We start from the raw sequence: 20,064 nt of genomic DNA on the forward strand, positions 1-20,064 counted from the left end.
TTCGATCCGGCCATGCTGAAGGTGGGTCAAGCCTGCTTCCAGCAGGCTTGACCACGAACATAGGATCTCGACTCTACGAAAGCCCGATGCGTTCCACCCGCAGGCGGGCGATGCGACGCTTCTCCATTGCCAGTACGGTGATGCGTACATCCGCAATCTCCACCGTGTCACCGATGTCCGGCAGGCGACCCAACTGCTCCAGTACCAGTCCGGAGATGGTCATGTAGTCGGCACTGCGCGGCAGCGACACGCCGGCCAGGCGCTGCAGGTCGTCCAGGGTCAGCGCACCGTCGGCCTCCCACTGGTTCTCGCCCTGCGCCTCCACGCCATAGCGCTCGTCCTGGGTGTCGACCAGGTCACCGGCAATGGCCGCCAGCAGATCGTTGGCGGTCACCAGGCCTTCCACACTGCCGTACTCGTCCACCGCCACCGCCAACGGCACCGGGTGCTGGCGGATCAGTTCCAGCGCCTGCAGTGCGCTGGCGCTGGACAGCACGTACTGCGGCTCGCGCAGGTTGCCCTCCAGCTGCAGCGGCCTGCCCTGCAGCAGGTCGGCCAGCAGGTCGCGGCTCTGCACCACGCCGCGCAGGCTGTCCAGGTCGCCATCACCCACCAGCAGGCGGGTATGCGGCGATGCCACCAGGCGTGCCACCACATCCTCCTGCCCACGCGCCAGGTCGATCCACTGCACGTCGGCACGCACGGTCATCACGCTCGACACCGGGCGATCAGCCAGGCCCAGCACGCTGCGGATCATCTCGTGCTCGGCCGGCTGCAGGCGCTCTTCAGCATCCACCTGCTCGCTGGCCTCTTCGTCGTGATGGCCGTTGGCCGGCCGCGCGCCGAGCATCCTCAGTACGGCGTCGGCAGTACGTTGACGGAACGGCTGGCGACGCTCGTTGCGCTCGCGATTGAAGCGCACCCACTGGTTGAAGGCTTCAACCAGGATCGAGAAGGCGATCGCCGCGTACAGATAACCCTTCGGGATCTTGTAGCCCAGGCCTTCGGCCACCAGGCTGAAACCGATCATCAACAGGAAGCCCAGGCACAGCACCACCACCGTGGGATGCTTGTTCACGAAGCGGGTCAGTGGCTTGCTGGCCACCAGCATCAGCACCATCGCGATGGTCACCGCGGCATACATCACGCCCAGGTTGTCGACCATACCAACTGCGGTGATCACCGAGTCCAGCGAGAACACCGCATCGAGCACCACGATCTGAGCCACCACCATCGCGAAGCTGGCGTAGACCTTCTTGCCATCCTCGTGATGCTCGCGGCCCTCCAGCCGCTCGTGCAGTTCCATCGTGCCCTTGAACAGCAGGAACAGACCACCGCCCAGCAGGATCAGGTCACGCCCGGAGAAGCTGTGGTCGAACAGCGTGAGCAGCGGCTCGGTCAGTTTCATGATCCACGCCAACGCCGCCAGCAGCACCAGCCGCATCAGCAAGGCCAGCGCCAGGCCGATCACCCGCGCGCGGTCACGCTGGTGCGGCGGCAGTTTGTCGGCCAGGATCGCGATGAACACCAGGTTGTCGATGCCGAGAACGATCTCCAGCACGACCAGGGTTGCAAGGCCCATCCATATCGAGGGGTCAGCCAACCATTCCATTTCAGGTCCGTTTCGTCAGTAGGTAAGGGAAAAGGGGAAACACTCAGTCAGCCTCCTGCGCCTGCGCCGGGTCATGCCCGAGCAGGTCACCGGGCGTGCACTGCAGCTCACGGCAGATCGCATCAAGTGTGGAAAAGCGGATGGCGCGCGCCTTGCCGGTTTTCAGGATCGACAGGTTGGCCAGGGTGATGTCGATGCGCCCGGCCAGCTCGGACAGGGTCATGCCCCGTTCCTGCAGCATGCGGTTCAGGGTGATGACAATCGCCATCAGATGACACCGTCGAGGTCATCGCGCATTGCCGCACCCACGGCAAATACGCGTGCCAGCACGAACAGCATCAGCACCGCGACCAGACCGGTGATCGACATGCCGCCGCCCACCTCCATCCAGGTGAAGTCCGGGCCCATCCAGGCGGCGTAGGCGCCGATCAGGATCGACAGCACCTCCATCGACAGCATCAGCCAGGCCATGCGCTGCAGGCGCTGTGCATTGGCGTGGGTGAACGGCCGCTCGCGCGCCGCCGACTTCAACAGCCGCAGCAGGTGGCGCAGGAACATCAGGCACAGCACCAGCAGCGCGACGATCGCGCCCAGGCCCAGGCAGAAATGCAGGAACAGGTCGCTGCCATGCACGGCAGCAGCATCAGCGTCGTGCATGCTGTCGAGCAGCCAGCTGCGGTCGTGGGCGACCAGCGGCACGGCCAGCAGTGCGGCCAAGATGCCCAGCCAGCACATCGCCCGCACCGCCTGTACGGCGGCCTGGGCCAGGGTGAACAAGCCTCGCGCGGGTCTGGCGCGGGCGGGACGAGCGGTCAAGCGGCCTCCGGCATTGGGGTGGCCTCGCCGCCCCGGGTGGATTTATCGATAAACGATATACCACTTGCCGCGTGAAAGGCTGAATCGCGAGCGTGGGCCCTTCAGGGCCCAGGCGCGCCCTGCGCCAGCATCGCTTCGCCCGGGGCCGCCGAGGCCATCGCCTGCACGCCGGCTTCGGCCGCCTGCCGTGTGACCAGGCGGAATCGCACCTGCAGCTTGCCCTGCCCCGGCGTGGCCCAGCCGTACTGGATGGCCACCTGATCGGCCGACAGCGGCCCACGCCCTGGCAGCGACCGCACCTGCAACGGCTTCGGTGCGGCCTGCACCAACCGGGCGAATCCCTTCTGCACGACCGCCGCGTCGGCCTTTTCGGCGTAGACCGTACACGTGCCATCGTCAGCCCAGCTCACCGCATAGCGGCCACTGGCCAGAGGCACCATCCAGGCCACGCCCGATTGCCCCTGCAACAGCGTCGCGGCTTCGGCGGGCTGCAACGGCGACAGCCCATTGGATTCCATCAGCGACTGCAACCGCGCCGGGGCACCGATGTGCTGCATGCAGGCAGTATCGAACAGCTCGCTGAAGGGATCCTGCGCCGGAGCCTTGGTCTTGGCAATACGCGCGGGTTGCGCCACCGCCAGGGTGGGCAGCAGGGCCAAAGCCAGCCAGAACACAGGACGCATCGGGATTCCACGCTACGGAAAACAGCAGGGAGGATGGCAAAGCCCGGGCGCCACGCGCAATGGGTCATGGCTTGACATGCGTAGATGACGCCCCCGGGTGCACCGATGATGCCGGCCAGCGGCCGGCACTACCGGGTGCTGTAGCGGTAGACCAGATCATCCGCATCGCTGCGCGCGGCGTTCGCATCCAGCACCCCGCCCAGGCGCCGCGCGACGGCCTGCGATGCCAGGTTGTCCGGCGCCATGTAGCTGACCAGCGTCGGCAGCCGCACCACCACGAACGCCCAATCGCGTAGTGCACCGGCCGCTTCAGTGGCAAAGCCCTGCCCTTCATGGCCGTCGTACAGCAACCAGCCCAGCTCCTTTTCAGGAAACAGCGGGCCATGATTGATCCCGACCTGGCCGATACAGGCACGGGTGTCACTGCGCTCGATCATCAACGCGCCATGGCCGAACAGATGCCAGCTGGCGAGGTCATGGCAGAACTGCCCCCACGCCGCCACCTCACCGAACGGCCCGCCCATGCCCCGCGCACGCTGCGAGGCCAGGAACGCGGCATAGACGCCGAAGTCATCCAGCTGCTGTGGACGCAGCCGCAGGCGCACGGTGTGCAGGGTTGGAATCTCAAGCACGACGGCGCACAGGATCAGTACACGGCCAGGTGGCCACAACCGCGGCGCTGTGGCTGCCCTTCCATCGTCACCTGCACGCTGGCCAGGGTATCCACACCTTCGGCAGTGCGGCACGACTCACGCTTGATCTCGACGATGGCGGGCTGCTGGCCAAGCTCGCCGTTGAGCACGATCAGCGAGCTCGGTGCATCGGCCGGCTGCCCCGGATAGCGCAGCGTGCCCTTGTGGGTGCGGCCGTCAGCGCTGAGGCTGGCATCGTGGTTGCCCTGGCCGGTGGAGGCGATCTCGATGCTCCAACCCGCACCGCCGCCGGTGAAGGCCGGCACCGGGCTCAGGTCGGCGGCAACGGAGGGGTGGCGTGGCGCATCCGCAGCGGTCTGCGACGAAGTGGAGGTACAGCCGGCCAGCATCCCGGCCAGCAGCGCTGCAGCAACGACGGGGCGAACGGTCATGATGCACTCCTGCCAGATGGTCGAAGGTCCAGTCTAGGCAGCCATGCGTGCGCCAGCGATGAACATGATGTTTCAGCGTGGAATGCGCCCACCACCGGCGACCCGCACGCGGTCGCGGCCCTGCGCCTTGGCCTGGTACATGGCCGCATCGGCGGCACGCAGCAGGGTCCGCCAGCCCAAGGCGTCGGTAGCACCGCGGGCCACGCCGAAGCTGGCGGTCACCCGCAGCACGGTACCGCCGGCCACCACGATGTCCAGCTGCTGCAGCGCAAGCCGCAGCGATTCGGCCAGCTGTCGGCCAGCGGCCAGGTCACCGTCGGCCAGCAGCACCAGGAACTCCTCGCCACCATAGCGGGAAATGCTGTCGCTGCGGCGAAGATGGCGCTGCAGCAGTTGCGCCACCTGTACCAGCACTTCATCACCCGCATCGTGGCCATGACCATCATTGATCGATTTGAAGCGATCAACGTCCAGCAGGATCACCACTGCGCTCATCCGCCCCTCGTCGTGGCGCTGCTGCACCAGTTCCTCCAGCGCGCGACGGTTCAGCAGTCCGGTCAATTCATCGGTGCCGGCCAGCTGGCGCAGCTCGCTGGTCAGCGCCGAGCGTTCGCGCGACTTCTCGCGCAGCACTTCAATCGCATCGAACAGGCGCTGCATCTCGGCCAGCGGATGGGTGACATGCTGCTCGGGCCCCGGCGCTTCGGAGGCAATCTGGATCACCTGCCGTTGTGCCTGCAGCAGAGGCCGCAGGATCTGCAGATGCGCGATACGCAGCGCCACACCCAGTACCACCAGGGTTCCCAGCGCGGTGGCCAGAAGTACCGCCAGCCGCGTGGCCTCCCGGTTGCGGGTGTGCTCGAACCTGGCGATGGACACACTCAGGTAACCGTCACGCAGCGCCTCAAGCGACTGCAGGGTCGGCACGTAGCGCGTGGTGAACTCGGCAGCGGTCCACGGCGGCGGCAGGCCACGCCGTCCGTCGTCGATCAGCTGTTCGATCATCGGCAGTGACTCGCCGAAGAACTGCCGGCGCGCCATATCCCAATGCCAGGACAGCGTCGGATCACTGCGGAACACCGATTCGTGGCTGCCGGCCAGCCGCCACAGTTCCAGCAGGCGGCCCTCGGTCTGCAGCGCCGCGCGCACCTGTTCGTTGCGCCAGGCACCGGGGACCGCCACCGGCGCCATCACGTTGGAGGCCAGCCGCCCGCCGTGCTCGCGCAGGTCGATCAGCACCTGGCCCTGCATGGCTGGAATCGCCGCTTCGCGGTCGGCCCGGACCAGTACGTTGATCTGTGCCGAGGTCAGCAGGTGCAGGCGGTCGACCACGGCAAACATGCCGCTGATCGCGCGCTCCACGTCTTCGACGCGTCGTGCGTCGCGCGGCTGCGCTGCCACCCGGTCCACGCCCGCGCGTGCCGACTGCAGGCGACGTTGCGCGTCTGCCAGCATCCCATGCTCATCCACCACGCCCGGATCAGCCGTGAACACGGCATCCAGCTGCTGCAGCGCGGTGTCCACACGCCTGCGCACCACCGCCAGCTGCAGCGTAAGCCGCGCATGCTCGCTGGCATCGGCCGGGTCGGCACCGAGCAGGCTGTTGGCCGGGCCGCGTTCGGCCGAGACCAGGTTGGCCAGGTCGAAGGTCTGGCGCAGCTGGCGCAGGCTGACCAGGTTGTCCTCGGCAGCGCTGTAGCGCAGCGTGCCCTGGACCAGCGCGATGGCCATCAACGGCAGCGTACAGACCACGAACGACCCCGCCAGGATCCAGACCCAGGTCCGCAGTCCGATGGGCGATGCCTTGCCGGCCATGCAAATTTCCCCTGAAGTGCGGATCACTGTAGCCGCCGGTCCCGGCAGCGCCAAGCCAGTGCCGCGCGAACCGTGACCATGGGTATACCGCAGCCACCGCGAACGCGCCGGCAAGGTCTCACCCCGCGCCGGGCTGGGGCGAATGCGTCACACCCTGCCGTACTAGATCCAGCGCTGGTCGACCAGTTCGCGCTTCACGTAGGCGTAGAACACCGGCGCCGCTACCAGGCCGGGCAGGCCGAACGCCGCTTCCATCACCAGCATCGCCAACAGCAGCTCCCAGGCGCGGGCCTGGATTTCGCCGCCAACGATGCGCGCATTGAGGAAGTACTCCAGCTTGTGGATCACGATCAGGTACAGCAGCGCCGCCACGGCCACGTAGAACGAGACCGACAGCGCGACGATGGTGATGATGGTGTTGGAAATGATGTTGCCCACCACCGGCAGCAGGCCGGCGATGAAGGTGATCAGTACCAGGGTCTTGGACAGTGGCAGGTGCACGCCGAACAACGGCAGCACGCCCAGCAGGAAGATGGCGGTGAACACGGTGTTGAGCAGCGAGATCTTCACCTGCGCGAACACCACCTGGCGGAACGCAGTGGCCAGGCGGCTGGTGCGGCCGATCAGCTCCTGCGCCAGCGGGCCCATCTTCGGCAGCGGCAGTTCGTCATACAGCGCGATCATCGCGCCCAGCACCATACCGATCAGTACGCGTACGCCCACCTGCACCACCGAGGTACCGGCCACGCCCAGCTGGCGCTGATGCTCGGCGGCCCAGTCGTTCAGTGCCGTGCGCAGCGCCGGCATGTCCTCGGGGATGTACGGCTGCAGCAGCGCCGGCACCTGGTGCCGCGACGAATTGAGGATCTCCATCAGCCGCGCCAGCAATGCGTCCGGTCCACCGGTCTCGTTGCGGAAAAATGACGCCACGCCGATCCCGGCCAGCACCAGCGCGCTGATGATCACCGCTGACAGCACGATCACCGCGATCGCCCGCGCCCGGCCTGGCGGCAGCTTGCCCTCCACGGTGGAGGCCAGCAGGTGGGTCAGCTGGAACACCAGCAGGCCCGACAGCAGGGTCACCACCAGGCCCAGCTTCAACGCCAGCCACATGCCCAGCAGCATCATCAGCCAGGCCGCGATCCTCGGGACGGGGGGCTTGGGCTGGGCAACGAGGGCGTCTTGCATGGGCGGCACGTCCGGGCAGGGTGGCCCATGGTAGAGGATTGGCGGCGATGATTCCGGGTGCAGGATGAACAGGCAACGCACGCGGATTCCGCCACCCCTTCTCCGTCCATCGGCACGTCCGCAATCACGCCCGGATCACACCCGGTCCAGTGCCAGATACCGCGCCGTGCACACGATCGTCTCACGCTCGCCGAAGCTGGCCAGCTCGCCGGCAACACGCCCGCTGTCGCCAGTCGCTGCGATCTCCTGCAGGGTGCGCTGCATGGCCCGGATCGCAGCGCGCTGCAGGTCCGAGGGAATGATCACCAGCCGGTAATCGAGTTCGGCCAGCCGCGCCACCGGCACCAGCGGCGTCTTGCCGCTGTGGAACATGTTGATCAGCTTCGGCCCGGGAACCTGCTGCGAAATCACCTCGATCTGCTCCAGCGTTTCCGGTGCCTCGACGAAGATCATGTCCGCGCCCGCGTCCACATAGGCCTGCGCCCGTTCGATCGCCGCATCCAGGCCTTCGCAGGCGATGGCATCGGTACGCGCGATGATCATCAGCTCCGGGTCGATCCGCGACTGGCAGGCGACACGGATCTTCGTGCACATCTCGCCCGCGTCGACCAGCGTCTTGTCATCCAGGTGTCCGCAACGCTTGGGGAAGGCCTGGTCCTCGATATGCAGGGCGGCAACGCCTGCCCTTTCGAACGCGCGCACCGTGCGTTCAACATTCGCGGTGCCGCCGAAGCCGGTGTCAGCGTCGGCGATCACCGGCAGATCGCAGGCATCGACGATCCGTTCAACCTGCGCAAGCACTTCGCTGAGGCCGAGCAGGCCGATGTCCGGCACGCCGGCCGAACGCGCGATGGCGCCGCCGCTGGCATACACCGCATCGAAGCCGGCCAGCTCCACCAGGCGTGCCGACAATCCATCGAATGCACCTGGCGCAATCACGCTGCCCTGGCGGAGCAGATCGCGCAACTGACGTGTCTTTTTCATGTGGTCTCCCTTGTCGTTGGACATCTGCCGTGGGATACCGATGATGTTGCCGCCAGCGGCGACCGTCCAATACCGTGTTCGTACAGCACCAGAACGTTTGAGGTTCCAATGGAACTGCGGCACCTGCGCTACTTCGTCATGACTGCCCAGCTGCAGAGCTTCACCAAGGCCGCCGAGGCCCTGCATATCGCCCAGCCGCCGCTCGGGCAGCAGATCCGCGCCCTGGAGGAAGAGATCGGCACACCGCTGTTCCACCGGCAGGGACGCGGCATCGTGCTCAGCGATGCTGGCCAGGTATTCTGGAAAGCCGCGGAGGACATCCTCGCGCGCGTCGACCAGGCCAAGGAGGAGGCGTTGCGCGCCGCACGCGGCGAGGTCGGCACGTTGACATTGGGGCTGACCGAATCGGCGACCTACAACGAGGCGGTCACCGCGCTGATGCGCAGCTTCCAGCGGGCACATCCGGCGGTGCAGGTGCAGCTGGTCGAAGATGGCAGTGAATCGCTGGTCCAGCGCCTCGATGATGGCGAGCTCGATGCAGTGATCGTGCGCCCGCCGTTTTCCGATACCGGTGAACGGATGACACAGCAACTCAGTGCCGAGCCACTGGTGGCAGTACTGCCGGCCGATCACCCGTTGGCGTGCCGGACGAGCATCGCGCTGATCGAGCTGCGCGACGAGCGCTTCATCCTGTTCTCGCGGAAATCGGGCCAGGGCCTGAGTGCAGACGTCGTCGCTGCCTGCCGCAGCCAGGGCTTTGCGCCTACCATCCAGCAGGAAGCGCCGCAGGTGGCTTCGGCGATCAACCTTGCCGCTGCCGGCCTGGGCATCGCCATCGTGCCGGCCTCGATGCAGAGCATGCACCGCAGCGGCCTGGCTTTTGTTGCGCTGGAACTGGGCATGCCGACCACTACGCTGCAGTTGGCGGTGCGCTGCAAGCCTCCGGCAACGGCCGCCCAGATGCTGGCCTGCGCCAGAGACCTGGCAACACCTCATTCGCCATAGCTGGCGTTGTTCTTGCCCTGGCGCTTGGCGTGGTACAGCGCGCGGTCGGCCAGTGCCAGCCAGTCCTCGACGCTGCCACCGCGCGGCGTCGCCGCGATTCCGATGCTGACGCTGAACTCGATGCCCGGGGTTGCCTGCCGTGCTGCCTCCAGAAGTTGCAGCCGAACCCGCTCTGCCACATGCATCGCATCGACGGGCGCACAGTCCTGCAGCAGCACGACGAACTCGTCGCCTCCCAGCCGCGCAGGGGTATCGCCAGGCCGGGCGAAGGCGCGCAAGGTGGAGGCGATATGGCGCAGCACTTCGTCCCCGGCGCGATGACCGTGCGAGTCATTGATGCGCTTGAAGTCATCCACATCAAGCATCAGCAGGCAGGCAAAACCACCCTGCCCCTGCGCCTTGTCCAGTGCCTGCTGCGCACGGACGATCAGGAAGCCGCGGTTGGCCAGCTCCACCAGCGGGTCCATGCGGCTCAGCCGCTTCAACTGGCGGTTCTGCGATTTCACCCGCCGCGCCAGCTGCCAGCTGAGGATGCTGAGGCCGATGCCGTAGACGAACAGGAACGGCACGCTGAGCACGATCGTGCGCTGCGATGACACCGGCTGGTAAGGAAACCCGAGGCCCCACCAGGTGAGCGCGAATCCCGCTACCAGTGCCAGTGTGGCCCGTACCGCCAGCTTCACCCCACCGGCGGCGATCTTGTCGGCGACCAGCAGCGCGGCGAACAACGCACTGGGTACCACGCTGAGCCCCATGAAGGCGATCCAGCCACCGCCAAAGAAGGAATCAACCACCATGCAACGGAACTGGACCACCGCAGGCTGCCGTGAGCGCTGGGTCAGTACCAGCGCGAGCGCCGGCCAGGCCAGCGCGTTGAGCAGCAGCAACACCCAGGCCCACAGGCCGTCCTGACGTTCAAGAATGATCGAGGCGATGGGAATCGCGCCCAGCCCATTGCCCACGAAGCGCATCCAGCCGATGCGACGTGCCGCGCCGATGCCTTCGACCGCGACTTCCGTCGAGTCCGTCAAGAACGGCATTGCCGCCCCCCTTGCGCGATCGCACGCCCTTGCCGGGCGGCCTGTGGTGAGTCTGACACCTCTGCGTCAATTCGGGATCAAGGATTCACGGCGGTTACCCTGCCTCACCCACGCCTGGGTGGCGCCGTTGAACCCCGCAGCATCAGGCTGAAATCCAGCGTCTGCTGCAGCGGCACATCCATGCGCTCGATGATGGCAAGCAGCAGGTTGACCGCGCGCTCACCGATCTCCCCCATCGGTTGCCGGATGGTGGTCAACGGCGGCGTGAGGTAGCGGGAAGATGCCAGATCATCGAAGCCGACGATGGACAGGTCCTCCGGCACGCGGATGCCCAGATCGCGGCAGGCCGCCAGGGTGCCCAGCGCCATCTGATCGCTGAAACAGAAGATCGCCGTTGGTGCAGACATGCCGTCCAGCAGCGCCATGGCAGCCGCATGGCCGGATTCCACCGAAAAGTCACCCGGCACGATGTTCAGCTGGCGCAGGCGTCCACGCGCCTTGCCAGCCGCCCGCACCCCTTCCAGCCGTTGCTGGTGCAGCGGATTGTCCGGCGGTCCGCCGACCACGGCGATCCGCTCGTGTCCCAGCCCATACAGATGTTCCATCACCACGCGCGCGGCCGCGGCGTTATCGATATGGACGCTGGGAATGCCCAGTGCGGGGTCGAACTCGCAGCCGTTGATCACCGGCGCGGCGGCACCGCGCTGCTGGACGATCTCGCGCGCCGTGGGCGGCAGGCGGTGCCCCAGCACGATCATGCCGTCGGCCTCGTTGCGCCGGAGCATCTGCGCATAGCGCTCCTCGCGGTCGGGTTGATGCTGGGTATCGCCCAGCAGGACCGCATAGCCGACCGCCTGTGCGGCGTCCTCCGCCCCCTGCAGGATCTGCGCGAAGAATGGATTGGCGATGTCCGGGACGGTAACCAGGATCTTGCCGCTGCGCTGGGTCTTGAGCGTGCGGGCCACCGTGTTGGGCACATAACCGAGTGCGGCAGCGGCCTGCTCGATGCGCGCGCGCGTGGCCGGCAGCACTTTGTCCGGCCGGGAAAGCGCCCGCGACACCGTGCCTGCGGAGACGCCGACGTGCTTCGCGATGTCGTAGATGGTGGCCATGGCGTTAGTTCTCCTGTCTGCTGTGCAGTGCACAACAGGTCCTGCGTGAGCCCCTGCTAGGATAATGCAATCGATTGCATCGAGGGCGAATCACGTTGAAGACGCTCAAGGGTCCAGCGCTGTTCCTGGCGCAGTTCATCGGCGACACAGCTCCTTTTGATCGGCTGGACACCCTGGCCGGATGGGCCGCGGGTCTGGGCTATTCTGGCGTACAAGTCCCCACCGGCGCGCCCCACCTGTTCGATCTGGCCGAGGCCGCGCGCAGCCAGGCGTACTGCGACGACGTCGCCGGCATGCTGGCCGGTCATGGCGTGCAGATCACCGAGCTGTCCACCCATCTGCAGGGGCAGCTGGTCGCGGTGCATCCGGCCTACGACAGCCTGTTCGACGGATTCGCGCCGGCGGACAAGCGCGCCGATCCGGCTGCCCGCCAGGCTTGGGCAGTCGAGCAGCTTCTGCTGGCCGCCAAAGCCAGTCAGCGCCTGGGGCTGACCGCGCATGCCACGTTCTCCGGCGCATTGGCCTGGCCCTATTTCTATCCCTGGCCGCAGCGTCCACCGGGACTGGTGGAAGAAGCCTTCGCCGAACTCGGCCGCCGCTGGCGCCCGATCCTGGATGCGTTCGACGCCTGCGGCGTGGACCTGTGCTTCGAGATCCACCCGGGTGAGGACCTGCACGACGGCGCGACCTTCGAGCGCTTCCTCGACGTGGTGGACCATCACCCACGCGCCAAGATCCTGTACGACCCCAGCCACCTGCTGCTGCAGCAGATGGACTACCTGGGTTTCATCGACCGCTACCACGCACGTATCGGCATCTTCCACGTCAAGGACGCGGAGTATCGCGCCAGCGCGAGCAGCGGCGTCTATGGCGGCTACCAGGACTGGATCGATCGTCCGGGCCGGTTCCGTTCGCCCGGTGACGGCCAGATCGACTTCAAGGCGATCTTCTCCAAGTTCGCCCAGTACGACTTCCCCGGATGGGCGGTACTGGAATGGGAGTGCTGCCTGAAGCACCCGGAGGACGGCGCACGCGAGGGTGCCGCCTTCATCCGCGACCACATCATCCGCGTGACCGAACGCGCCTTCGATGACTTCGCCGACAGCGGCACGGACGCCGCATCACTGCACCGCATGCTGGGAATCTGAGCCATTACCGCCCCGGGAGGGCAAGCCATGTCGCACGCCATGTCGCGCCTGGGCGCGATGATGTTTCTGCAGTTCTTCATCTGGGGGGCGTGGTTCGTGACCCTCGGGACGTACCTGGTGCAGGGCCCGCTGCAGGCCAGCGCTAGCCAGGTGGCCACCGCCTTCCTCAGCCAGTCGATCGGCGCGATCGTGGCGCCGTTCCTGGTCGGCCTGATCGCCGATCGCTACTTCGCCGCGCAGCGCATCCTCGCGGTGCTGCACCTGGCCGGCGCGCTACTGATGTGGCTGGCGTCCACCGCCACCAGCTTCAGTGTGTTCTCGGCCTGCGTGATGGGCTACATGCTGCTGTTCATGCCCACGCTGGCACTGGCCAACAGCGTGGCGATGCGGCACATGCAGTCGCCCGAGAAACAGTTCCCGCTGGTACGCGTGGCCGGCAGCATCGGCTGGATTGTCGCAGGCGTGCTGATCGGCTGGCTGGGGTGGGAGCAGGCCCATCGGCTTGAACTGACGTTCCGCATGGCGGCGCTGGCATCGCTGGTACTGGGCCTGTATGCGTTCACCCTGCCGCACACGCCGCCACTGTCACAGCAGCGCGATGCCGGGCTGGGGCAGATCCTCGGGCTGGATTCATTGCGGCTGCTGAAGTCGCGCGCCTACCTGGTGTTCTTCCTGGCCTCCATCGCCATCTGCATCCCGCTGTCGTTCTACTACAACTTCACCAATCCGTATCTCAACGACCTGGGCGTGCGCGGCGCCGCGGGCCTGCAGTCGCTGGGCCAGGTTTCCGAGGTGCTGCTGATGCTGGCCATGCCGTTCCTGTTCGTTCGCCTTGGCGTCAAGACGATGCTGGCGGTCGGCATGGCGGCCTGGGTGGTGCGCTACGTCCTGTTCGCCTTCGGCGATGCGGGCAGCGGCTTCCCGCTGCTGGTGATCGGCATCGTGCTGCACGGCATCTGCTACGACTTCTTCTTCGTCACCGGCCAGATCTACACCGATGCCCATGCCGGCCCCGCCGTGCGCAGCAGCGCGCAGGGCTTCATCACCCTGGCCACGTACGGCGTGGGCATGCTGATCGGCACCTTCCTGTCCGGCGCGGTGGTGGAGCACTTCACCACCGAGGCCGGCCCCGACTGGCAGCAGATATGGCTGTTCCCGGCCGCTGTCGCGCTGGTGGTGCTGATCGCCTTCCTGCTGCTGTTCCGCGACCGGCCCGCCGTGGCCGCCGCATCTTCCACACGCTGAGGATTCGAGCCGATGCCAACGCTTGGAATCGCCATCGTCGGCGCCGGCATGATCGGCGCCGTGCACCGCCGTGCGGCCTTGCTCGCCGGTGCCGAGGTACGCGGCGTTGCCGCTTCGTCAGCGCAGCGCGCGCGTGAGATGGCGCAGCTGTGGAATGTCCCGCGCGCCTATCGGGACATCGAGGAGGTGATCGCCGATCCGCAGGTGCAGGTCGTGCATGTCTGCACGCCCAACCATCTGCACCGCGCGATGGCGCAGGCAGCACTGGAAGCCGGCAAGCACGTGATCTGCGAGAAACCGCTGGCGACCACGCTGGACGATGCGCAGGCCCTTGCAGCATTGGCCGCCTCAACCGGGCTGGTCGCCACAGTACCTTTCGTTTATCGCTACCACCCGGTGGTGCGCGAGGCGCGCGCACGCATAGCGCAGGGTGATCTGGGGCCACTGCACCTGATCCACGGCAGCTATCTGCAGGACTGGCTGCTGGACCCGGCCAGCAACAACTGGCGCGTGGACCCGGCGCTGGGTGGCGCATCGCGCGTGTTCGCCGACATCGGCTCGCACTGGTGCGACCTGGTGGAATGGATCAGCGGCGAGCGCTTCGCCGAGGTCAGCGCGGCGTTCTCTACGGTCATCGCCGAGCGCGGCGCCGTCAGCGGGCAGAGCTTCAGCACGCCAACCGCAGCCAGCGCAATGCAGGCGGTAACGAGCGAGGACGTAGCGGCGGCGATGTTCAGGACCGGCGCCGGTACGCTGGCATCTCTGACGGTCAGCCAGGTCTCGGCCGGACGCCACAACCGCCTCTGGTTCGAGATCGACGGTGCCAAGGCCAGCGCGGCCTTCAACCAGGAAGACGCCGAGCGCCTGTGGATCGGCCTGCCCGACCAACGCGAGGAGATCTTCGTGCGCGGACCAGGCGCCGGCAGTGCCGATCAACGCCGCCTTTCCGTGCTGCCGGCCGGACACGCGCAGGGCTACGCCCAGTGCTTCGAAGCGTTTGTCGCCGACACCTATCGCGCCATCGAGGGCGAGCGGCCGCAGGGCCTGCCCACCTTCAAGGACGGCCTGCGCTCGGCGCAGATCGTCGATCGTGTCATTGCATCAGCCAGGTCGCGTGCCTGGACCACCATCGGTTGAAACCCGGGAGGATCTGTTGATGAAAGCCCTTGTCCATGGAACTGCAAGCCTCATTCTGCTGCTCGCTGCCCTGCCCGCTTTTGCAGTCGAAGCTGTCAGCACGCAGAAGCCGATCGCGGTACAGATGTACACCCTGCGCGATGCAGGCTCGCTCGAGCAGCAGCTGAAGATCGTCCACGACGCTGGCGTCCATGCGGTGGAAACGGTCGGCACGCAGAACACCAGCGCCGCCGAGCTCAAGCAGCTGCTGGACCGGTATTCGATCAAGGCAATTTCATCGCATGTGCCACTGGCCGAGCTGCGCAGCAACCTGGATGGGGTGGTGACCTTCAACCGGTCGATCGGCAACACGACGCTGGTGGTGCCGTACCTGGACAAGAAGGATCGTCCGAGCGATGCCGCCGGCTGGACCGCCCTGGGCCAGGAACTGGGCCGGATCGCGAAACAGGTGCGCGGCAAGGGCATGCGCCTGGCCTACCACAACCACGACTTCGAACTGGTCGACTTCGACGGCAGGACCGGACTGGAGCTGCTGTTCGCCGCCGCCGGTCCCGACCTGCAGACCGAGCTGGACCTGGCCTGGGTCGCGCGTGCAGGCCTGGACCCGGCAGTGATGCTGGCAAAGTTCCGCGGCCACGTATTCGCGGTGCACGCCAAGGACAATGCACCGAAGGGCCAGGCCCAGGACGAAGGCGGATTCGCCGCGGTGGGCCAGGGCGTGCTGGACTGGAACGCGATCCTGCCTGCTGCGGCAGCCGCCGGCGTGCATTGGTACATCATCGAGCACGACCAGCCACGCGATCCGGCCAGGATCATCCAGACCGGTGCGGACTATCTGCGTGAACACCTGACCACCAACGTGCCCGCCCGTGCGCGGCGCTGACGCATCGAGGAGCCCCACATGAAAATGATCCTGGCAATGGCGGTGGCCCTGGGTGGCATGAGCGTTGCGACGGCCGCCTGGTGCAAGGACGATCCGGCTGCGGGTGCAAAGCTCTACACCGCGAACTGCGTGGCCTGCCATGGTGCGGATCGTGCGGGCATGCCGGGCGCATTCCCGGCGCTCACCGACATCGGCAAGCGCATGGCACCCGCACAGATCAAGGAAAAGATCAGCAAAGGCGGTGGGCTGATGCCGCCCTTCTCCCAGCTGTCACAGCAGGAGATCAACGACATCGCCAGCTACCTGGCGAAGTAAGCGGCCGGCGACCACGCTGGCCGCGTGCCCCTACAGCTCGCGCACCCAGATGTTGCGGTAGCTGACCCTGGAGTCATGTTCCTGCAGATAGAGCGGCGCACACGCATGCGGCGCGTAGGAAGGCGCGCCGATGTACTCGGTCTTGCCCGCCAGCACAGTGTCGTCCTGCACCAGCACGCCGTTGTGCAGCACCGTGATGCGCGCGGGCGACACAAGTCCACCGCCCTGCGAGAAGCGCGGCGCCTTCCAGAGGATGTCGTAGGCCTGCCACTCACCCGGTGCGCGCGAGGCGTTCACCAACGGCATGGCCTGCTTGTAGATCGAGCCCGCCTGGCCATTGGCATAGGTCGGGTTGTTGTAGCTGTCGAGCACCTGCAGCTCATACAGCTCCTGCAGGAAGATGCCGCTGTTGCCGCGGTTCTGCCCGTCGAAGCCCTTCGTGTCGGTAGGCGTGCGCCACTCGACATGCAGCTGGACGTCGCAGAAGCGTTGCCTGGTGCGAATGCCCTTGCTGCCGGGCACGACGGTCATGGCGCCATCGGCAACCTTCCAGGGCACGCCTCCGCCCTGCTCCGACTCCCACGCGGAGACATCCTTGCCATCGAACAGCACGATTGCGTCGGACGGTGCCTTGCCTGGCGGCGTGGCAACGGTCGCAGGCACCGGCGTCCACACCTCGGTCTTCTTCGGATCGCGCGCGGCGTCGGCACCGTTCTGCGCGAACACGGGTGCGGCGGCCAGCACGGTGGCCGCAATCAGCAGCGGCTTGATCATCCTGTTGCGCTCCATCAGCTGGTCCCCCAGGCGGGCGTGCCGGGAACATAAGCAAGATCGCCGTCGTAGCGCCCCGGCACGGCAACGTACTGCAGCACCCCGGTCGCGCCGACCTTGGAGGTGAAGAAGCCGAAGATGGCCAGCTGCTTGAGCATCGTGAAGTAGTGCGGCATCGCCTCGCCCTCCTCAGGCGTACCTGTTTCAGTCACATCGGCATGTCGTGCCTTGGCTTCGGCGTCCAGCGTGCGCAGCAATTCGGTGCGGGCTTCCGGCGTGAGCGACACAAAGCGGCCGCCGGCGCGTTTGTCGATGTCGGCCAGCCCTGCGCGGAACGTCGCCTGCTGCCGGGCGGTGTAGCAGTCGTTGACGAAGGTCGCCATGAACAGACCAGCGCCCGCGTCTTTCGCCCCTGGTGTCCGGGTCCGCGGCAGGATGGTCTCGGCGATCTCGTCCAGCGTGCCGACATCGGCGTCGGAGAAATGGAGCTTCGCAGCGGCGGCCGGCGCCTGCCCTTGCACGAGCGCAGGCAGGCCGACCATGGCCGCCCCCGTGGCGGCGACGATCATTTTCAGAAGTTCGCGGCGATCCATCAGAGGTTCCCCGCTTTCAGTTCGCGCACCGCATGGTCGGCGGCCCGGGCCGTCAGCGCCATGTAGGTCAGCGAAGGATTCACGCAGGCGCTGGAGGTCATGCAGGCACCGTCGGTCACATAGACATTGGGCGCATCCCAGACCTGATTGTGCTGGTTCAGCACCGAGCTCTTCCGATCACGTCCCATGCGCGCGGTCCCCATTTCGTGGATGCCCTTGCCCGGGGCGTAATCGTTGTCGTGCATCTTCACGTCCTTGACGCCGGCCGCCTCCAGCATCTCGGCGGCATCGGCGGCCATGTCCTTGCGCATCGCCAGTTCGTTGGCACGCATGGCAACGTCCATCGCCAGCACTGGCAGCCCCCACTTGTCCTTGCGGTCGCGGTCCAGGCGGATCGTGTTGTCGTGGTGCGGCAGCATTTCGCCGAACCCGGTCATGCCGATGCGCCAGTCACCGGGCACGGTCAGCGCCTCCTTCAGATCGGCACCGATGTTCAGCTCGGCGATCTCGCGCGACCAGCCGGTGCGGCTGGCACCGCCCTGGTAGCCGAACCCGCGCAGGTAGCCGCGCTTGTCGGTCGCGACGTTGCGGAAACGCGGAATGTAGAAGCCGCAGGGGCGACGCCCGAAGTAATACTTGTCTTCGTAGCCCTCGACCCGGCCCGAGGCACCTGCACCGAAATGATGATCCATCACGTTGTGCCCGAGCTCGCCCGACGATGAGCCCAGCCCGCCCTCCCACACATCGGTGGCCGAGTTCATCAGCAGCCAGGTCGAGTTGAAGGACGATGCGTTGAGGAAGATGACCTTGGCCATGTACTGATAGGTCTGCCCGGTCTCGGCGTCGATCACCTCCACCCCGCGGGCACGCTTGCGGTCCTTGTCGTAGAGCACTTCCTTGACGATCGAGAACGGCCGCAAGGTCAGGTTGCCGGTCTTCATCGCCGCCGGCAGTGTCGCTGCCTGGGTGGAAAAATAAGCGCCGAAAGGGCAACCCAGGATGCACTTGTTGCGGTACTGGCAGTTGACGCGCCCCTGCTCGGGCATCGGCTTGGTGATGTTGGCGGTGCGCGAGTGGATCATATGGCGCGTTCCGCCAAAGGCCTTCTTGATCCGTGCAGCTACGTCCTTCTCGACGATATTCAACGGGATCGGCGGCAGGAACTCACCATCCGGCAACACGTCCAGCCCTTCGCGCGTACCAGCGATACCTGCGAATTTCTCCACATGGTCGTACCATGGCGCGATGTCGGCGTAGCGGATCGGCCAGTCAGCGGCGATACCATCCTTGAGGTTCGCCTCGAAGTCCAGGTCGGAGAAGCGATAGCTCTGCCGGCCCCACAACAATGAGCGACCACCGACGTGGTAGCCGCGGAACCAGTCGAAGCGCTTGGTTTCGATGTAGGGCGAGTCCTGTTCGTTGGCCCACATCCCTTCCAGGTTCTCGGCCAGTCCGTAGTCGCGCATCAGCACCGGGAAGTCGGCCTTCATCGCCTGCGTTGGCCGGTTGCGGTGCGGGAAGTCCCACGCTTCCTTCATCGCATTGACGTAGTCCTTGACGTGCTCGATGTTGCGCCCGCGTTCCAGCATCAGGACCTTAAGGCCCTTTTCGGTCAGCTCCTTCGCCGCCCAACCGCCACTGATTCCCGAGCCAACAACAATGGCGTCGTAGTGATTATCTGCCATGGGTTTCTCACCTGGGTGGATATCGTTTCAGATGTCGCAGAGGCGGATCGCCTCGCGCAATGAGGCAACGGGATCGGGCGCCGCAGGCGTGAACTCCTGCGCCAGATACCCCTTGAAACCAGTATCGCGGATCGCGCGGCAGATGGCCGGATAGTGGAGCTCCTGCTGGTCTCCGATCTCGTTCCGGCCAGGCACGCCTGCAGTGTGGTAATGCTTGAAGCAGGCGTGATGCTTGCCGATGGTGGCGATGATGTCGCCCTCCATGATCTGCATGTGGTAGATGTCGTAGAGCAGGCCGAAGTTGTCCGAGCCGAGCCGCTGGCACAGCTCCACACCCCATGCGGAGTGGTCGCACAGGTAGTCGCGATGGTCGACCTTGGAGTTCAGCAGCTCCATCACCAGTACGACGCCGCGCTTCTCGGCATGCCCGAGGATGCGCTTGAGGCCGGCCTCGGCATTGGCCATGCCTTCGGCGGGGTCCATGCCGTTGCGATTACCGGAGAAGCAGATCAGGTTGCGGTAGCCGGCGTCAGCCACCAGGTCGATGTGCTGCGTGTAGCGCTCCACCAGCTGGTCGTGGAATTCGCGGCCGGCAAAGCCCTTGGTCAGGCCCAGCTCCGCGCCGTTGCACATCGAGCTGTACACGCCATTGGCCTTCAGCGTGGGCCAGTCTTCCGGGCCGACCAGGTCGATCGCGGCAAAACCAATCTCCTTCACCGTCGCGCAGAGCTGGGCGACCGACAGCTGCGGGAAGGTCCAGCGGGCAACGGAATGTTTCAAATTGCCCTTGAGCGCTGCGGTGGCGGCGAATGCAGGCAACGCTCCCGCAGTACCCAGAGCTACGCCTCCAGCAACGGCCATGCGCAACGCATCGCGCCGCGTGAGGCCCGTCGCCGGAGCCGGTCTGATCGAATGGATGGACATCCACCTGCCGGCCTCCCAACCGGT

21 protein-coding genes are annotated in these 20,064 nt (G+C 66.3%); 6 read left to right on the forward strand and 15 right to left on the reverse strand.

From position 1 onward, the window contains the following. Positions 1–73: 73 nt before the first annotated feature. From ACX9OT_RS14050 to ACX9OT_RS14090, 9 genes are all read right to left on the reverse strand, one after another. Entirely contained in the window at positions 74–1,612 is a 1,539-nt protein-coding gene (locus ACX9OT_RS14050) for a TerC family protein (RefSeq protein WP_132809516.1), read from the reverse strand. 43 nt (positions 1,613–1,655) lie between these two features. Further along, positions 1,656–1,880 carry a helix-turn-helix domain-containing protein gene (locus ACX9OT_RS14055; RefSeq protein WP_459002567.1) on the reverse strand — a complete coding sequence of 75 codons (225 nt, stop codon included), beginning with the start codon at positions 1,878–1,880 and terminating at the stop codon, positions 1,656–1,658. Then, entirely contained in the window at positions 1,880–2,347 is a 468-nt protein-coding gene (locus ACX9OT_RS14060) for a DUF2975 domain-containing protein (protein ID WP_049461809.1), read from the reverse strand. The genes ACX9OT_RS14055 and ACX9OT_RS14060 overlap by 1 nt, the downstream gene beginning before the upstream one ends. A gap of 182 nt (positions 2,348–2,529) precedes the next feature. After that, positions 2,530–3,111 carry an NMCC_0638 family (lipo)protein gene (locus ACX9OT_RS14065; RefSeq protein WP_100437520.1) on the reverse strand — a complete coding sequence of 194 codons (582 nt, stop codon included), beginning with the start codon at positions 3,109–3,111 and terminating at the stop codon, positions 2,530–2,532. A 128-nt stretch (positions 3,112–3,239) separates the two neighbouring features. Next, complete coding sequence (locus ACX9OT_RS14070; protein ID WP_458075032.1) at positions 3,240–3,743, reverse strand: GNAT family N-acetyltransferase; 504 nt, start codon at positions 3,741–3,743, stop codon at positions 3,240–3,242. A gap of 14 nt (positions 3,744–3,757) precedes the next feature. Then, positions 3,758–4,195, reverse strand: a complete 438-nt coding sequence (locus tag ACX9OT_RS14075) for a hypothetical protein (RefSeq protein ID WP_032127634.1) — start codon at positions 4,193–4,195, stop codon at positions 3,758–3,760. Positions 4,196–4,267: 72 nt separating this feature from the next. Continuing rightward, complete coding sequence (locus ACX9OT_RS14080; protein ID WP_032127635.1) at positions 4,268–6,010, reverse strand: GGDEF domain-containing protein; 1,743 nt, start codon at positions 6,008–6,010, stop codon at positions 4,268–4,270. 162 nt (positions 6,011–6,172) lie between these two features. Continuing rightward, positions 6,173–7,198 carry an AI-2E family transporter gene (locus tag ACX9OT_RS14085; RefSeq protein WP_012510371.1) on the reverse strand — a complete coding sequence of 342 codons (1,026 nt, stop codon included), beginning with the start codon at positions 7,196–7,198 and terminating at the stop codon, positions 6,173–6,175. 135 nt (positions 7,199–7,333) lie between these two features. Continuing rightward, positions 7,334–8,182 carry an isocitrate lyase/PEP mutase family protein gene (locus tag ACX9OT_RS14090; RefSeq protein WP_459002570.1) on the reverse strand — a complete coding sequence of 283 codons (849 nt, stop codon included), beginning with the start codon at positions 8,180–8,182 and terminating at the stop codon, positions 7,334–7,336. A gap of 108 nt (positions 8,183–8,290) precedes the next feature. Between ACX9OT_RS14090 and ACX9OT_RS14095 the strand changes: the two genes are divergently transcribed. After that, positions 8,291–9,187: a LysR family transcriptional regulator gene (locus tag ACX9OT_RS14095; protein ID WP_459002572.1), complete on the forward strand. Its 897-nt coding sequence runs from the start codon at positions 8,291–8,293 to the stop codon at positions 9,185–9,187. Here the strand turns inward: ACX9OT_RS14095 and ACX9OT_RS14100 are convergent. Together ACX9OT_RS14100 and ACX9OT_RS14105 are read right to left on the reverse strand one after the other, a co-directional pair. Then, positions 9,175–10,227: a sensor domain-containing diguanylate cyclase gene (locus ACX9OT_RS14100; protein ID WP_459002574.1), complete on the reverse strand. Its 1,053-nt coding sequence runs from the start codon at positions 10,225–10,227 to the stop codon at positions 9,175–9,177. The genes ACX9OT_RS14095 and ACX9OT_RS14100 overlap by 13 nt on opposite strands. A gap of 104 nt (positions 10,228–10,331) precedes the next feature. Then, positions 10,332–11,339, reverse strand: a complete 1,008-nt coding sequence (locus ACX9OT_RS14105; protein ID WP_459002576.1) for a LacI family DNA-binding transcriptional regulator — start codon at positions 11,337–11,339, stop codon at positions 10,332–10,334. Between the two features lie 95 nt (positions 11,340–11,434). On the opposite strand from ACX9OT_RS14105, the gene ACX9OT_RS14110 reads away from it, so the two are divergent. The 5 genes from ACX9OT_RS14110 to ACX9OT_RS14130 are packed head-to-tail and all read left to right on the forward strand — an operon-like array spanning position 11,435 to position 16,067. After that, positions 11,435–12,487 carry a sugar phosphate isomerase/epimerase family protein gene (locus ACX9OT_RS14110; RefSeq protein ID WP_459002577.1) on the forward strand — a complete coding sequence of 351 codons (1,053 nt, stop codon included), beginning with the start codon at positions 11,435–11,437 and terminating at the stop codon, positions 12,485–12,487. A gap of 27 nt (positions 12,488–12,514) precedes the next feature. Further along, entirely contained in the window at positions 12,515–13,732 is a 1,218-nt protein-coding gene (locus tag ACX9OT_RS14115) for a nucleoside permease (RefSeq protein WP_459002578.1), read from the forward strand. 12 nt (positions 13,733–13,744) lie between these two features. Next, complete coding sequence (locus ACX9OT_RS14120; protein ID WP_107433642.1) at positions 13,745–14,869, forward strand: Gfo/Idh/MocA family protein; 1,125 nt, start codon at positions 13,745–13,747, stop codon at positions 14,867–14,869. A 19-nt stretch (positions 14,870–14,888) separates the two neighbouring features. Beyond that, a complete protein-coding gene (locus ACX9OT_RS14125) occupies positions 14,889–15,752 on the forward strand; it encodes a sugar phosphate isomerase/epimerase family protein (RefSeq protein WP_049398855.1) in 864 nt (287 codons plus the stop codon). A gap of 18 nt (positions 15,753–15,770) precedes the next feature. Further along, positions 15,771–16,067 (forward strand): c-type cytochrome, encoded by a 297-nt coding sequence (locus ACX9OT_RS14130; protein ID WP_032127645.1) that lies wholly within the window; start codon positions 15,771–15,773, stop codon positions 16,065–16,067. A gap of 30 nt (positions 16,068–16,097) precedes the next feature. Here the strand turns inward: ACX9OT_RS14130 and ACX9OT_RS14135 are convergent, their stop codons facing one another. Genes ACX9OT_RS14135 through ACX9OT_RS14150 form a run of 4 tightly spaced genes read right to left on the reverse strand, consistent with a single transcriptional unit; the run spans position 16,098 to position 20,040 of the window. Further along, entirely contained in the window at positions 16,098–16,841 is a 744-nt protein-coding gene (locus tag ACX9OT_RS14135; RefSeq protein ID WP_459002581.1) for a 3-keto-disaccharide hydrolase, read from the reverse strand. A gap of 14 nt (positions 16,842–16,855) precedes the next feature. Further along, positions 16,856–17,431, reverse strand: a complete 576-nt coding sequence (locus tag ACX9OT_RS14140; protein ID WP_071227793.1) for a gluconate 2-dehydrogenase subunit 3 family protein — start codon at positions 17,429–17,431, stop codon at positions 16,856–16,858. After that, complete coding sequence (locus ACX9OT_RS14145) at positions 17,431–19,116, reverse strand: GMC oxidoreductase (protein ID WP_459002584.1); 1,686 nt, start codon at positions 19,114–19,116, stop codon at positions 17,431–17,433. Before ACX9OT_RS14145 ends, ACX9OT_RS14140 begins: the two co-directional genes overlap by 1 nt. A gap of 27 nt (positions 19,117–19,143) precedes the next feature. After that, positions 19,144–20,040 (reverse strand): hydroxypyruvate isomerase family protein, encoded by an 897-nt coding sequence (locus ACX9OT_RS14150; protein ID WP_459002586.1) that lies wholly within the window; start codon positions 20,038–20,040, stop codon positions 19,144–19,146. Between the last annotated feature and the right edge of the window lie 24 nt (positions 20,041–20,064).

This window comes from Stenotrophomonas genospecies 3 (genome assembly GCF_054473855.1).